This is a genomic window from Streptomyces sp. NPDC002577, from assembly GCF_053594815.1.
This window is the reverse complement of sequence record NZ_JBSFWK010000005.1, coordinates 266,402-280,908: the sequence shown is the minus strand read 5'-3', so window position 1 is coordinate 280,908 and position 14,507 is coordinate 266,402. Positions and strand designations below refer to the sequence as shown.

The 14,507-nt window shown below is 72.1% G+C and carries 10 protein-coding genes and 1 tRNA gene; 8 read left to right on the top strand and 3 right to left on the bottom strand.

Annotation, left to right across the window (positions count from 1 at the left end):
• Positions 1 to 4 precede the first annotated feature (4 nt).
• Positions 5 to 808, bottom strand: a complete 804-nt coding sequence (locus tag ACWD4J_RS10510) for a methyltransferase domain-containing protein (protein WP_451394928.1) — start codon at positions 806 to 808, stop codon at positions 5 to 7.
• Positions 809 to 1,167: 359 nt separating this feature from the next.
• Between ACWD4J_RS10510 and ACWD4J_RS10505 the strand changes: the two genes are divergently transcribed.
• A complete protein-coding gene (locus ACWD4J_RS10505; protein WP_451394927.1) occupies positions 1,168 to 2,364 on the top strand; it encodes a serine hydrolase domain-containing protein in 1,197 nt (398 codons plus the stop codon).
• Positions 2,365 to 3,032: 668 nt separating this feature from the next.
• On the opposite strand, the gene ACWD4J_RS10500 is transcribed toward ACWD4J_RS10505, so the two are convergent.
• Positions 3,033 to 3,104 (bottom strand) — tRNA-Cys (locus tag ACWD4J_RS10500).
• A 262-nt stretch (positions 3,105 to 3,366) separates the two neighbouring features.
• Here ACWD4J_RS10500 and ACWD4J_RS10495 point away from each other — a divergent pair.
• The 5 genes from ACWD4J_RS10495 (at position 3,367) to dapE (ending at position 10,695) form a co-directional block, all read left to right on the top strand.
• A complete protein-coding gene (locus ACWD4J_RS10495) occupies positions 3,367 to 4,968 on the top strand; it encodes an MFS transporter (protein ID WP_451394926.1) in 1,602 nt (533 codons plus the stop codon).
• A 192-nt stretch (positions 4,969 to 5,160) separates the two neighbouring features.
• On the top strand, positions 5,161 to 6,963 hold the full coding sequence (locus ACWD4J_RS10490) for a DEAD/DEAH box helicase (RefSeq protein WP_451394925.1): 1,803 nt from the start codon (positions 5,161 to 5,163) through the stop codon (positions 6,961 to 6,963).
• A gap of 330 nt (positions 6,964 to 7,293) precedes the next feature.
• Positions 7,294 to 7,935 (top strand): IclR family transcriptional regulator, encoded by a 642-nt coding sequence (locus ACWD4J_RS10485; protein ID WP_451394924.1) that lies wholly within the window; start codon positions 7,294 to 7,296, stop codon positions 7,933 to 7,935.
• 172 nt (positions 7,936 to 8,107) lie between these two features.
• Positions 8,108 to 9,604: an amino acid permease gene (locus tag ACWD4J_RS10480; protein ID WP_451394923.1), complete on the top strand. Its 1,497-nt coding sequence runs from the start codon at positions 8,108 to 8,110 to the stop codon at positions 9,602 to 9,604.
• Complete coding sequence (dapE, locus tag ACWD4J_RS10475; RefSeq protein ID WP_451394922.1) at positions 9,604 to 10,695, top strand: succinyl-diaminopimelate desuccinylase; 1,092 nt, start codon at positions 9,604 to 9,606, stop codon at positions 10,693 to 10,695. Before ACWD4J_RS10480 ends, dapE begins: the two co-directional genes overlap by 1 nt.
• A gap of 30 nt (positions 10,696 to 10,725) precedes the next feature.
• Here dapE and ACWD4J_RS10470 read toward each other — a convergent pair whose 3' ends face one another.
• Positions 10,726 to 12,345 (bottom strand): PucR family transcriptional regulator, encoded by a 1,620-nt coding sequence (locus ACWD4J_RS10470; protein WP_451394921.1) that lies wholly within the window; start codon positions 12,343 to 12,345, stop codon positions 10,726 to 10,728.
• A 127-nt stretch (positions 12,346 to 12,472) separates the two neighbouring features.
• Between ACWD4J_RS10470 and ACWD4J_RS10465 the strand changes: the two genes are divergently transcribed.
• Positions 12,473 to 13,372: a chorismate synthase gene (locus ACWD4J_RS10465; RefSeq protein WP_451394920.1), complete on the top strand. Its 900-nt coding sequence runs from the start codon at positions 12,473 to 12,475 to the stop codon at positions 13,370 to 13,372.
• A complete protein-coding gene (gene menC / locus ACWD4J_RS10460; RefSeq protein ID WP_451394919.1) occupies positions 13,369 to 14,484 on the top strand; it encodes an o-succinylbenzoate synthase in 1,116 nt (371 codons plus the stop codon). The genes ACWD4J_RS10465 and menC overlap by 4 nt, the downstream gene beginning before the upstream one ends.
• Positions 14,485 to 14,507 lie beyond the last annotated feature (23 nt).

The following is a 14,507-nucleotide window of genomic DNA, read 5'->3' as shown; positions in this document are numbered from 1 at the left end:
CGGCCTACTCGGGGCGGCGACCCCAGCAGGTGATGAGCGGGGCGGTGGTGACGTCCAGCTCCTCTCCGCGGAGATTGGCCAAGTGCTGGTCGATCTCGGCGTCGGTGGCCAGCCCGCCCGCCACCAGCTGCTCGCGCAGCTGACGCACGGTCGCGGCCTCCAGCTCCCGGCAGGGCGGAGAGGTGAGGGGAAAGTAGCCCTCGGCCCGGACATCGCGCAGCCCGGCGCCGCGCAGCAGGGCAGGCAGGGAGCGGCCGAAGGCGAGGTCCGCGCCGCGCTGGGCGAGCAACGCGCGAAACCCGCGGCGGATCCGGTTCGCCAGCTCCTCGGCCGGACCGCGCTCGTCGGGGCAGGCGAGGGGCTGGAGCGCCGGGTCGGCGTCCTCCACCACCAGCCAGCCGCCGGGCCGCACCGCTGCGGCCATCCGGCGCAGCGCCTCAGCCCGGTCGGGCAGGTGCACCAGCACCAGTCGCGCGTGCACCAGGTCGAAGCCGCCGGCCGGCGGCTCGTCCCGGACCACGTCGTGACGCATCACCTCGACCGGGCCGGTGGTGGCGGTCAGGCCGGTCAGCCAGGAGGTGTCGATGTCCGTCGCCAGCACCTGCCCGGTGGGCCCGACTCGCCCGGCAAGCGCAGTGGGCACCGAGAGCCCGCCCGCTCCCACCTCCCAGCAGCGCCACCCTGCCGCCGGCCCCAGTCGGTCGAGGTGGTCGAGCGTCCAAGGATCGAAGAGCTCCGCAAAGGCGTCGAAGCGCCGACCGGCCTCGCGTTGCCGGTTGACCAGCAGGTATCCGTCCTCAGCTGTCATGCGCCTCATCCTCGCACTCGACCGTCGCCGGTCCCTGACGGCCCCACTCGCCGCGCGATGAAGACGGACGGTCAAGGCGTCAGAAGCCGTGATCGGTCACACGGTGGGACGCCATCGATCACGCATGCCCTGGACTCCACGCGGGCGGCCACCGATCTCGTGTCCGCCCGGGCATCGCCGAGTTGCGCCATCGCACGTAACAGGGGGTTATCCCCACCTCCGATCCGGATGATCACCCCATCGCCGCGCCCCTACCGCTTCGACATGCTGAACCTGCCTGCGCAGAGCGGGGGTTGAAGGCTCTGCGTCACGGGCCACCGTCATCCGCGGTGATCTTGCCGGCTGTCAAGGAGGAACACGTGATCAAGTACAAGCGTTCGCTGGGTGGGGCACTCACTCTGGCCGTGGCAATCGGTGCCGTGGCAGGCGCGCTGCCGGCAGGCGCCGCCACCGCCGCGACCACGGCCGAGTCCACCGCCGCACAGCCCGCCACCACCGGCGACGACGCGCAGCTGCGTGCGCTCATGCACCGGCTGACCACGGCCGACGGTGCGCCCGGCGCGCTCCTGCAAACGCGGGATCGGCACGGCTTCAGGGTGCTGACCAGCGGCGTCGCGGACGTGAACAGCAACGCCCCGGTGGCGCCCGACAGCAGATTCCGGATCGGCAGCATGACCAAGCCCTTCGTGGCCACGGTCGTGCTCCAGCTGGTGGGAGAACATCGCGTCGCCCTCGACGCGCCCGTAGCGCGCTACCTGCCCGATCTCCTCCGCGGCCACGACAACGACGACCGGAAGATCACCGTCCGTCAGCTGCTCCAGCACACCAGCGGCCTGCCCGACTACCTCACCTTCCTCAGCCCCGCGGAGATCCTCGAGGACCCGCTCGCCCACCACGACACCCGCGACCTGGTCAACCTCGCGCTCGCCCAACCCCGGACGTTCAAGCCCGGCGAGAGCTGGCGCTACTCCAACACCAACTATCTGATCGCCGGGATGCTCATCGAAAAGGTGACCGGCCACCCCTACGGCGAGGAAATCCGCCGACGCATCATCGAGCCGCTGCACCTGCGCCAGACATCTGTGCCGGGCGACGCCACCGCGATCAACGGCCCGCACCCGCGCGGCTACGTGCGCCCCGGTGAGGGCGCGCCGCTGATGGACCTCACCGCGATCAACCCGTCGATCGCGGGAGCCTCCGGCGAGATGATCTCCAGCGCCGGCGACCTCAACCGCTTCCTCGGCGCACTGGTTGGCGGCAGGCTGCTGCGCCCGGCCCAGCTCAAGGCGATGATGACGACCCACCCGACCGGCGACAAGGGCCGGGAGTACGGCCTCGGTCTGGAGAGCAAGGAGCTAACCCCCTGCGGCGGCGTGTACTGGGGCCACGGCGGCGACATCTTCGGCTACCAGACCGCGGGCGGCGCCACCACCCACGGCAGGCAGGCCACGGTGATGGCCAACGTCGACCCGGGCGGCACGGACGCGCAGGACGACGACATGGAGGCCGCCGTCCAGACGGCCCTGTGTGAGGGCCGCCCCTCACACTCCCGGTAGCGCAACCCCTCGATGACGGAGGCAGCATTGATGCCGGCCGCCCCGCCGCAACGCGCGCCGCCGTCACCTCGGCGACGCGGCGCCAGACAGCAACCGCATTGACGAGATTGTCCCGCCGGGAACCGACGTCCTTCTCCACCAACTGCTGGGCCAGCGCCTCGGCCAGGCGGGCCGCGATCTTCACCAGCGACGACGCGATTCCCCTCCCGAACGGCGCGACCCCCTCGTGCCCGGGATCGAAGGAACCCCGCCGCCCGCGGCGCGGCCGAAGCGGGAAACCCCATCCCTCCCGTGTCGGATGATCTACGCTCCAGCCTCCCGCCCCCGACCAGGGCAAGTACGCCACCGGTCTCCCATGCCAGTACCACTGACCTGCAGGGATTCAGGTTGTGCAGTACTCACTCAGTTACGGCAGGCGTCGGTGTCACCTGTCCCGTCTCAGATGATCTGGTCCATGGCTAGGGCCGTGACCTGCGGTGACCAGAAGAAGAGAGATGCCAGGTCGGCGGAATTCTCAGTTGGCCCCGCCCGGGTTCAACTGCGTGCTCGCCGACTCCGAATCATCTGAGACGACGAGTGAATAACTGAGACGGAAACTGAGACGGACGAACGAAGGGGCGGCACCCTGCGAGGGTGCCGCCCCTTCGTTTTGCCTGTTCAGGTGATAGAAGCCGTGATCGGAATCGAACCGACGTAACCCGCTTTGCAGGCGAGTCCCTAATCCACTCGGGCACACGGCCTTGTCTCGAACTCGATGCCTCCAACTTGATGCCTCGAACTCGATGTCTCGACGGTAGGCGGCCGGTCACGGCGGGCTCAAGGGATGCGCACGGTCTGCAATGGGACTGCCATACGGCGTTCATGGAGCGACACATTCCGGAAGGGAGGGGGATCGGGATGGGCGGGATGGGTGCGGTCGAGAAGGTCGTAGGACCAAGGAACCAGCCGGTCATGGTCTCCAGACAGGAGCCAACCCGGGCTGTGACCCTTACTGTTGCCGCCATGACCGTCCCGGAACCGCGCGACACCGACGTCGCCCAGGCTGTCGTAGCCGCTGCAGACGCCGCCGCTGGAGACGCCACTCCGGCCCGCGCCGCTACGGCCCGCGCCGCTACGGCCCGCGCCGCTACGGCCCGCGCCGCCACGGCCGGTGCCGTCGGTGGGGGAGGCGGAGACGGCGGGGCCGAGGGTGTGCTCGGTCGCGCTCACCGGGCCCTCAGCGTCGGCGTCGTCTCCGTCGTCCTGCTGATCGCCTTCGAGGCGACCGCGGTCGGCACCGCGATGCCCGTGGCCGCGGCGGACCTGGACGGCGTCTCGCTCTACGCGTTCGCGTTCTCGGGGTACTTCACGACGAGCCTGTTCGGGATGGTGCTGTCCGGCCAGTGGGCCGACCGGCGCGGGCCGCTGGCGCCGCTGACGGCCGGTATAGCCGGGTTCGCGGCCGGGTTGCTGCTCTCCGGCACGGCGGGCGCGATGTGGCTGTTCATCCTGGGCAGGGCGGTGCAGGGGCTCGGCGGCGGGCTGGTGATCGTCGCGCTGTACGTGGTCGTGAGCCGCGCCTACCCGGAGCGGTTGCGGCCGGCGATCATGGCGGCGATCGCGGCGAGCTGGGTGGTTCCGTCCGTGGTCGGCCCGCTGGCCGCAGGAGCGGTGACCGAGAACCTCGGCTGGCGCTGGGTGTTCCTCGGTATCCCGGTACTCGTCGTGTTTCCTCTGGCGCTCGCCCTGCCGCAGATACGGCGCAAGGCGTCAGGGCCCCCGGAAGGGGCCGTCCCTGCGCCCTTCGACGGCCGGCGCATCCGGCTGGCGCTCGGCATCTCGCTCGGCGCGGGGCTCCTCCAGTACGCCGCCCAGACCGCGTCCGGCCGGCGGGTGGAGTGGTGGTCGCTCGCCCCTGCCGTGGCGGGTGCGGCGCTTCTGGTCCCGGCCGTCCTCGGCCTCCTTCCGCGCGGCACCTGCCGTGCGGCCCGCGGCCTGCCGTCCGTCGTGCTGCTGCGCGGGGTAGCGGCCGGGTCCTTCATCGCGGCCGAGTCCTTCGTACCGCTGATGCTGGTCACCCAGCGGGGGCTGTCGCCCACGCTGGCCGGGATGTCGCTCGCGGCGGGCGGTGGGACCTGGGCGCTGGGCAGCTGGGTCCAAGCGCGGCCGCGCGTGGAGCCGTACAGGGAGCGGCTGACGGTGTTCGGCATGGTGCTGGTCGCGGCCGGGATCGCGGTGGCGCCGAGCGTGCTGATACCGGCTGTGCCGGCCTGGACCGTCGCCGTGGCCTGGGCCTTCGGATGCTTCGGCATGGGGCTCGTGATCTCCTCCACCAGCGTGCTCCTGCTGAAGCTCTCACCGCCGGAGGAGGCAGGCGCGAACTCCGCGGCGCTGCAGATCTCGGACGGCCTGTCCAACGTGCTGCTGCTCGCGGCGGGCGGCGCCGCCTTCGCCGCGCTGGGCGGCGGCGCGGTGGGCGCCGCGGCCTCGGTCGCCCACGGGGCGGCCGAGGCGGCGCAGGGTTCGCATCCGGCGGCGTTCGCGGCGGTGTTCCTGCCGATGGCGGTGGTGGCGCTGGCGGGGGCATGGGTGGCGACCCGGCTGCGGCAGCCCGAAGCGCGGTGACACTGCGTGGGACCGCGCGGTACCAAAGATCGCTGAACAGCTCCCCAGGTACGCACACTGAGATCACCGCTGTGACCCATGTCGCAACCGACGCAAAAGCGGCGTCATTGACCCATGGGGCGGGTGGGGTCACCGGTAGGGTGGCCCGGTTGTCATACGTAGCCGAGCCGCCCAACCCCCGAACCGGAGACCGTGACTACCACCGCCGCCGCCACCAACTCCTCCTCACACCACCTCTCTCCCGCCTTCCCCGGCCGCGCCCCCTGGGGCACGGCCGGCAAGCTGCGTGCCTGGCAGCAGGGGGCGATGGAGAAGTACGTCCAGGAGCAGCCGCGGGACTTTCTCGCCGTCGCCACGCCCGGCGCCGGCAAGACGACGTTCGCGCTCACCCTGGCGTCCTGGCTGCTGCACCACCATGTCGTGCAGCAGGTCACGGTGGTCGCGCCGACCGAGCATCTGAAGAAGCAGTGGGCCGAGGCGGCGGCCCGGATCGGGATCAGGCTCGACCCGGAGTACAGCGCGGGCCCGCTCGGCCGTGAGTACCAGGGGGTCGCCGTCACGTACGCGGGCGTGGGCGTGCGGCCCATGCTGCACCGCAACCGCGTCGAGCAGCGCAAGACCCTCGTCATCCTCGACGAGATCCACCACGCCGGCGACTCCAAGTCCTGGGGCGAGGCGTGCCTCGAGGCCTTCGAGCCGGCGACGCGGCGCCTCGCGCTGACCGGTACGCCGTTCCGGTCCGACACGAACCCGATCCCCTTCGTGACGTACGAGGAGGGGAACGACGGGATCCGGCGGTCGGCGGCCGACTACACGTACGGATACGGGAGCGCGCTCGGCGACGGCGTCGTGCGGCCCGTCATCTTCCTCTCCTACAGCGGCAACATGCGCTGGCGCACCAAGGCCGGTGACGAGATCGCCGCGCGGCTCGGCGAGCCGATGACCAAGGACGCGATCTCGCAGGCCTGGCGCACGGCCCTCGACCCGCGGGGCGAGTGGATGCCCAGCGTGCTGCGCGCCGCCGACCAGCGTCTGACCGAGGTCCGCAAGGGCATACCGGACGCGGGCGGGCTCGTCATCGCCTCCGACCAGGACTCGGCCCGCGCGTACGCGAAGCTGATCCGCGAGATCACCGGCACCAAGGCCACGCTGGTCCTCTCCGACGACACGGGTGCCTCGGACCGGATCGACGAGTTCAGCAGCAACCGGGACCGCTGGATGGTCGCCGTCCGCATGGTGTCGGAGGGCGTCGACGTGCCGCGGCTGGCCGTCGGCGTGTACGCGACGACCATCTCGACGCCCCTCTTCTTCGCCCAGGCCGTCGGACGCTTCGTGCGCTCCCGCCGCCGCGGCGAGACCGCGTCCGTCTTCCTGCCCACCATCCCCGACCTCCTCGGCTTCGCCAACGAGATGGAGGTCGAGCGCGACCACGTGCTCGACAAGCCGAAGAAGGAGGGCGAGGAGGACCCGTACGCCGAGTCCGAGAAGGAGATGGACGAGGCGAACAAGCAGCAGGACGAGGACACGGGGGAGCAGGACATGCTCCCGTTCGAGGCGCTGGAGTCCGACGCCGTGTTCGACCGAGTGCTGTACGACGGCGCCGAGTTCGGCATGCAGGCCCATCCGGGGAGTGAGGAGGAGCAGGACTACCTCGGCATCCCCGGGCTGCTCGAGCCCGATCAGGTCCAGATGCTGCTGCAGAAGCGGCAGGCACGGCAGATCGCGCACAGCCGCAAGAAGCCCGCCGAAGAGGCCGATCTCCTCGAACTCCCCGCCGAGCGGCGGCCCGTGGTCTCCCACAAGGAGCTGCTGGAGCTGCGCAAGCAGCTCAACACGATGGTGGGCGCGTACGTCCATCAGAGCGGCAAGCCGCACGGAGTGATCCATACGGAGCTGCGCCGGGTCTGCGGCGGGCCGCCCAGCGCGGAGGCCACGGCGGGGCAGCTGCGGCAGCGGATCGCGAAGGTGCAGGAGTGGGCTACGCGGATGCGGTGACGCCCCCGCTGGGCTCCTCTGTGATGAGTTCGGTGAGGACATCCGTCGTTGTGAGCCGCACCCGAGTTGTCCGACATTTCGGGCAAATCTGGCGTAGATGTGCAGTTCATGACCGGATTCTGGACGGCATCTTCCGCTCACCGAACTGTCTCGCTACTGTCCCGGCAACGCGCACGCTTCGTGGCAGCGCCGCCGCGGAGTGCAGCCGGTGCCCGCCCGGGTCGACCCCGGGCCGCTTGCCGACCGGCGGCTCCTGACTGCGTCGCCGAGGGACCGGTGGCGTATCCGCCGTGAGGGGCCGTCGACCCTCACCACTAAGGAGTGGGCGTCGTGACCGCGGAGACCTCTCAGACGCTCGACCGGGGACTTCGTGTCCTCAAGCTGCTCGCCGACACCGACCACGGCCTCACCGTCACCGAGCTTTCCACCAAGCTCGGCGTGAACCGCACGGTCGTGTACCGGCTGCTCGCCACGCTCGAGCAGCACGCCCTCGTACGCCGTGATCTCGGCGGCCGGGCGCGCGTCGGCCTCGGTGTGCTGGGCCTGGGGCGCCAGGTCCACCCGCTGGTGCGCGAGGCGGCGTTGCCCGCGCTGCGCTCGCTCGCCGAGGACATAGGCGCGACCGCCCATCTGACGCTCGTGGACGGCGCCGAGGCGCTCGCCGTCGCGGTCGTCGAGCCGACGTGGACCGACTACCACGTGGCGTACCGCGCCGGGATCCGGCACCCGCTGGACCGGGGGGCGGCCGGGCGGGCGATCCTCGCGGCGCGTCAGGGGGCGTCGGCCGGGCCCGGGTACACGGTCGCCCTCGGGGAGCTGGACGCGGGGGCGAGCGGGGCGGCCGCGCCGCTTACCGGGGTTACCGGGATCGAGGGCAGCGTCGGTGTCGTGATGTTGTCGGACTGTGTGCCGGAGCGGGTGGGGCCGCGTGTTGTGGACGCGGCGCGGGAGGTGGCGGACGCCCTGCGCTGACGGTTCCCTCCGGGGCCGCAGTCTTGGTCCGGTGCCCGGCGTCGGCTTTGGCTGAATGGTCAAAGCCTGGGCTTCGATTCTGGCCGATCTCCCCACCGACTCTCCGTTCTCCTTTCGCATCATCAGGGCCTGGCGGCCGAACGGGCGGCGGAGTGGTGGAGGGAGCGGTGCTGTGGAGACGGTCCGTACGCGTCCGGGTGCGGGGGAGCGAGGCGGGCTGGCGGCGCGGTTGACGCGGCGTCAAGGGCTCGGCGAGCTGATCGCCGAAGCCTCAGGCAGTCCGCTGCGGCGGACGATGGGGCTGAGCCAGCTGACCCTGCTCAGCGTCGGCGCCACCCTCGGCACAGGCATCTTCGTCGTGCTCGGCGAGGCGGTTCCCGAGGCCGGTCCCGCGATCATCGTCTCCTTCGTGCTCGCCGGAGTGACCGCCCTGTTCTCCGCCCTGTCGTACGCCGAGCTGGCCGGCATGATCCCCGGCTCCGGCTCCTCGTACAGCTACGCCTACGCCACGCTCGGCGAGCTCGTCGCCTGGGTGTGCGGCTGGTGTCTGATCCTGGAGTACGGCGTCTCGGTCGCGGCCGTCGCGGTCGGCTGGGGGCAGTACGTCAACGAGCTGCTGGAGCTGACCGTAGGGGTCACGCTGCCGGACTCGCTGAGCGCTCCGCCGGGCGACGGCGGCGTACTGAACATCCCGGCCGCGCTGATCGTCGTACTCGCCATGGTGGTGCTGCTGCGCGGGGCGCGGGAGAGCGCGCTCGCCAACACGATCATGGTGGCGGTGAAGATCGCCTCGCTGGTGATGTTCTGCGCGGTCGCCTTCACGGCGTTCCACGCGGGCAACTTCCAGCCGCTGTTCCCGCTCGGCGCGGCCGGTATGAGCGCGGGCGCGGCCTCGCTCTTCTTCTCGTACATCGGCTTCGACGCGGCCTCCACGGCAGGTGAGGAGGCGAAGAACCCGCAGCGGGACCTGCCCCGCGCGATCATCCTCTCGCTGGTGCTGGTCACCGCCCTGTACTGCCTGGTCGCGGTGGCGGCGCTGGGCGCCATGCCGTGGCAGAAGTTCGAGGGCACCGAGGCCACGCTCAGCGAGGTGCTGGTGCAGTCGGTCGGCGGCGGGAACCTGTGGCCGATCCTGCTGTCCGTCGGCGCGGTCATCGCGACGACGAGCGTCGTGCTCACCGTGCAGTACGGGCAGATCCGCATCCTGTTCGCGATGTCGCGGGACGGTCTGGTGCCGCCGCTGTTCGCCAAGGTCCACCCGAGGACCGGGGTGCCGCGCGCCAACACCGTGATCGTCTCCGGCTTCATCGCCGTGCTCGCCGCGCTCGTCCCGCTCGGCAGTCTCGCCGACGCCACCAGCATCGGCACCCTCTTCGCCTTCGCGCTGGTCAACGCGGCCGTGATCCTGCTGCGCCGTCGCAACCCCGACGCGCCCCGCAGCTTCCGCGTGCCGTTCTCGCCGGTGGTGCCGGTCCTCGGCGTGGCCTTCTGCGGCTACATGCTCTTCAGCCTCGGCGCGGACACCTGGATCGCCTTCGGTGTCTGGATGGCGGTCGGGCTGGTGATCTACTGGCTGTACGGGATCAAGCACTCGAAGCTCGACCGCGGTGGCGCCGCCCGCCCCCAAAGCGCCGCCGACCTGCAGGAAAAGGATGGTGAACTCGCCTGATGGCCGTCGCGCTCGACCTCACGTCCGACGTGGTCGCGCTCACCCGCGCCCTCGTCGACATCCCTTCGGAGAGCGGCGACGAGGCACAGCTCGCCGACGCCGCCGAGACGGCACTGCGCGCCCTGGAGCACCTGACGGTCGAGCGCGTCGGCAACTCCGTCGTGGCCCGCACCCACGTGGGCCACGACGAGCGAGTGATCATCGCCGGGCACCTCGACACCGTCCCGGCCGCCGGGAACCTCCCGTCCCGTCTGGACGGCGAGCTGCTGTACGGGCTCGGGGCCTGCGACATGAAGGGCGGCGTCGCCGTCGCCCTGCGGCTCGCCGCCACCGTGCCCGCACCCGCCGCGCGCGACGTGACGTACGTCTTCTACGAGTGCGAGGAGGTCGAGGGCGACCGCAACGGCCTGCACCGGATCGCCGCCGAACGCCCCGACCTGCTGGGGGCCGACCTGGCGATCCTCATGGAACCGTCCGACGCGGGTGTCGAGGCGGGTTGCCAGGGCGTGCTGATGGTCGACATCACCGTGCGCGGGGAGCGTGCGCACACCGCGCGCGCCTGGATGGGCGTGAACGCCGCGCACCGCGCCGCCGCCGTTCTGCAGCGCCTGGCCGACCACACCCCCGAGCGGGTCGAGATCGACGGCCTGGAGTACCGCGAGGGGCTCAACGCGGTCGCCGTACGCTCCGGTGTCGCCGGCAACGTCGTCCCGGACGAGTGCGTGGTCACGGTCAACTCCCGCTTCGCGCCGAGCCGGTCGGCCGAGCAGGCCGAGGAGTACGTGCGCGCCCTCTTCCCGCGGGACGAGTTCCCCGAGGCCGACTACGCGATCGAGGTCACCGAGGTCGTACCCGGCGCCCTGCCCGGCCTCGCGCAGGACGCGGTCGCCTCGCTCGTCGGCGTCCTCGGGGCCGAGCCGCGGCCCAAGCTGGGCTGGACCGACGTCGCCCGCTTCGCGTCGCTCGGCACCCCCGCCCTCAACTACGGCCCGGGGGACCCGTCGCTGGCGCACACCGCGGGGGAGTACGTGCCGGTCGCCCAGCTGCGGGAGTGCGAGACGCGGCTGCGGGACTGGCTCACCGCTCCGTAGCGCACCGCTCCTGGGTTCACCGCTCCTGGTTCACCGCTCCGAGGCCCTGAGCCTGCCCAGCGTCCGCAGCTGCAGCCACAGCACCAGGCGTTCGTCCGGGTCGTCCAGGTCGATGCCCACGTGCTGCTGGGCCTGCCTGAGCCGGTAGCGGCAGGTGTTGGGGTGCACTGCGAGCAGCCGGGCCGCGCCCGCCATGTCGCAGCCGGCATCCAGCCAGCAGATCAGGGTGCGCGCGTAGTCGGTGCCGTGGGCCACGTCGTACGACGTCACGCGGCGCCACGCGCCCGCGGCCAGCTCCCGCCGCTCGCCCATGACGTCGGCGAGCCGCAGCAGCGTGACGAGCGGGCGCACCTCGTCCACGGTGGCCACGGGGAGGTCCGGGCCGAGGACCCGCAGGACCAGGTCCGCGTCGTCCCGTGACGCCGCGACCTCCGCGAGGCCCGGCACCACCTCGCCGAGTCCGGCCCGCACCGGCACCCGCAGGGCCTGCCCGGCCTGCCGCACGATGTCCTCGACGAGCCGCTTGTGTCGCCCTCCGGCCCGTCCCGCGACCCGCTCCCCGCCCTGCCCTTCGCCCGGTTCCCCGCCCGCCGGCAGCAGCGCGTACACGACACCGTCCACGAGCACACACGCCCGCCTCCCGTAGCGGGCCTGGCACTGGAGGCGTACGAGATCCAGCAGCCGCAGCGCCGTCTGCTCGCCGTCGGGCGGTGAGACCGTGCCGTCCAGGACGAACGCGGCGACCCGTACCGGGTTGTCCGACTCCGCGCCGAAGCCCAGCCGGTGGGTGGCGGTGGCGGGGTCGGCGGTGCCGTCGAGCAGGCGGCGCAGCAGCTCGCCGTGCTGGTGGCGGGCGAGTTCCTGGGCGGCCCGTGCGCGCAGCAGAAGCAGAGCCGCCGTGGACGCGCCCTGGGCGAGGGTCTCCTCGGCGTCGGGGGCGAGCGTGCCCTCGTCGACGACCCACAGCGAGCCGAGTGTCTCGCCGCCCGCACGTACGGCGACGGCGAGCCGGGGCAGGCTGCCGGCGTCCAGCGCGGGCAGGCGGACGGGCCCGTCCGCGGCGAAGAGGGTGCGGTACTGCTCGGTGTTCTCCGGGCTGTCCGGTACCTGCAGGCCGAGGATGCCCTGGCGGCGGTCCTCGTCGACGGCCTGCCCGGTCACCGTCGAGTAGGCGAGGATGCGCTGACGCGGGTCCTCGATGGCGGTGGCGCCGCCCGCGGCCGCGGCCACCGCGTCGGCGAGCGCGAAGAGATCGCCCAGCGGGGCCCCGCTGCCGGCGGCCGGAGGGCGGGCGGCGCCGACGGCGGCGGCGAGCAGCAGATGGACCTGGTGCCAGGCCATGTCGTCGGCCACGGACAGCAGCGCCACGCCATGGGCCTGCGCCTGAGCGACCGGGCCGTCGTCACCGCGTACGACGACTCCGGTCATGCCCGCGTCGGCGGCCGCGCCCATCAGCGGCCCGGCCGCGGGCGCGCGCACCCCGACGGCCAGCAGCAGGGCACCCGGGGCGCGGCCGGGCAGCGGTGTGTGGGCGTCGTACAGCAGGACCTCGGTGACGGGCACGGTCATCCCGCCCGCGGGCGCGGTGAGCAGCCGCACGGTGGACCCGCCGAGCGTGTCCAGGAGATCGCCGAGCGTGTAGACGTCCATGGCAGCTGCCGCCTTCCTCTTCGCCGGATATGTCGGCTGACTGTTTGGCCGATCGCATCAGGACCATACGTATGTCTTGTTCCGGCGGACAACACGATGGCGGCCAGGACGTTCGACACTCGGAGTCATGACACGAGCGACGCCGACCCCCGCTGCTTCCGTGAAACCGGCGGAAGCCGGCACGTCCCCCGAGACGGTCCTGCCCGCGGTACGCGACCTCGCGGCCGCCGCGGCGCACGCGGCCGGGGTCACGGTGCGCACCGTCGACGACGTGGCCGGCATCGCCGCCGTCGCCGACTTCTTCTGCGACGTCTGGAAGACGCCGCGCAGCACCCCGCCCTACCCGGCCGAGGTGCTGCACAGCCTGGTCCACGCCGGGGGGGCCGTGCACGCCGCGTACGACGGGGAGCGGCTGACCGGGGCGGCGGTGGCCGTCTTCGGGCCGCCCGACGCGCGGGACGTGTACTCGTTCGTGGCCGCGGCCGCCGCATCCGACCGCGGTGTCGGCCACGCGGTGAAGCAGGCCCAGCGGGTGTGGGCGCTGGAGCGCGGTGCCCGCACCATGCGCTGGACGTTCGACCCGCTCGTGGGCCGTAACGCCCGCTTCAACCTGGCCAAGCTGGGCGGCACCGGCACCGAGTACCTCGTCGACTTCTACGGGCCCATGGCCGACGGCGTGAACGAGGGCGACGAGAGCGACCGGCTCACGGTGACGTGGGACCTGGTGGCGCCCGGCCGTATCCAGGCCGGTGACGACGCGGACGACATGGCCGCCGAGGTGACCTCTCGCGCCCCGGACGGCGCCCCGCTCGCCACCCGCGCCCCCGACGGCAGCCGGATCCGGTGCCGCGTCCCGCACGACATCGTGGCCCTGCGCGCCACCGACCCCGCACTGGCGCTGCGCTGGCGGCACGCCGTGCGCGAGGTCTTCACGGCCGCCTTCGCCGAGGGCTTCACGGCGACGGGGATGTCCCGCGACGGCTGGTACACACTCACCCGCACCACCAGGGAGGCACCGCAGACATGAAGCTCGAACGCGTCGAACTGCTCCATGTGGCGATCCCGCTCGTCACCCCCTTCCGCACCTCCTTCGGGACGATGACCAGCAAGGACACGTTCCTGCTGCATGTCGTCACGGACGAGGCCGAGGGCTGGTCCGAGTTCGCGGCCGACCCCGAGCCGCTGTACTGCTCGGAGTTCGTGGCGGGCGCCGAGATCGTGATCCGTGACTTCCTGCTGCCGCGGGTCGCCGCACTCCCCGAGCTCACGGCCGCCGCGCTCGCCCCCGCCATGGCCAAGATCAAGGGCCACGAGCTGGCGAAGGCCGCCGTCGAGACCGCGGTCCTGGACGCCGAGCTGCGGGCCCACGGCATGCCGCTGGCGACCTTCCTCGGCTCCGTCCACGACCGGGTGCCCGCGGGCGTCTCGGTCGGCATCAAGAACTCGGTGCCGGAGCTGCTCGACGACGTGGAGCGCTATCTCGCCGAGGGCTACGTACGGATCAAGCTGAAGATCGAGCCCGGCTGGGACCTGGAGCCGGTGCGGGCGGTGCGCGAACGCTTCGGCGACGATCTTCCGCTGCAGGTCGACGCCAACACGGCGTACACCCTCGCGGACGCCGAACAGCTGCGGAGGCTCGACGAGTTCGGACTGCTGCTCATCGAGGAGCCGCTGGAGGAGAACAACCTCCATGCGCATGCGCAGCTGCAGCGGCGGATCGCGACGCCCGTGTGCCTGGACGAGTCGCTGCACTCCGCCCGCGACACCGCGTCCGCGATCGCGATGGACGCCTGCCGGGTCGTGAACGTCAAGCCCGCCAGGGTCGGGGGGTATCTCGAGGCCCGGCGCATCCATGACGTCGCGGCCGCGCACGGGGTGCCGGTGTGGTGCGGCGGCATGCTGGAGACCGGTATCGGGCGGGCGCCCAATCTGGCGCTCGCCGCGCTGCCGGGGTTCACGCTGCCGGGGGATACGTCCGCCTCCAGCCGGTACTTCGCGGAGGACATCACCGAGCCGTTCGTCCTGGAGGACGGGCATCTGCCGGTGCCGCGTACGCCCGGCATCGGCATCGAGCCGTTGCCGGACGCGTTGCGTCGCTTCACCACGGGGCGGCGGGAGCTGTACGGGACGGGGCGCTGAGCCGACCCGGCACCCGCGTTAGA

Bases quoted from the DNA above. Each gene is read 5' to 3' on its own strand.
- ACWD4J_RS10510 (WP_451394928.1), bottom strand. From the start codon at position 808: ATGACAGCTGAGGACGGATACCTGCTGGTCAACCGGCAACGCGAGGCC.
- ACWD4J_RS10495 (WP_451394926.1), top strand. From the start codon at position 3,367: ATGACCGTCCCGGAACCGCGCGACACCGACGTCGCCCAGGCTGTCGTA.
- dapE (WP_451394922.1), top strand. From the start codon at position 9,604: ATGGCCGTCGCGCTCGACCTCACGTCCGACGTGGTCGCGCTCACCCGC.
- ACWD4J_RS10470 (WP_451394921.1), bottom strand. From the start codon at position 12,345: ATGGACGTCTACACGCTCGGCGATCTCCTGGACACGCTCGGCGGGTCC.
- ACWD4J_RS10465 (WP_451394920.1), top strand. From the start codon at position 12,473: ATGACACGAGCGACGCCGACCCCCGCTGCTTCCGTGAAACCGGCGGAA.
- menC (WP_451394919.1), top strand. From the start codon at position 13,369: ATGAAGCTCGAACGCGTCGAACTGCTCCATGTGGCGATCCCGCTCGTC.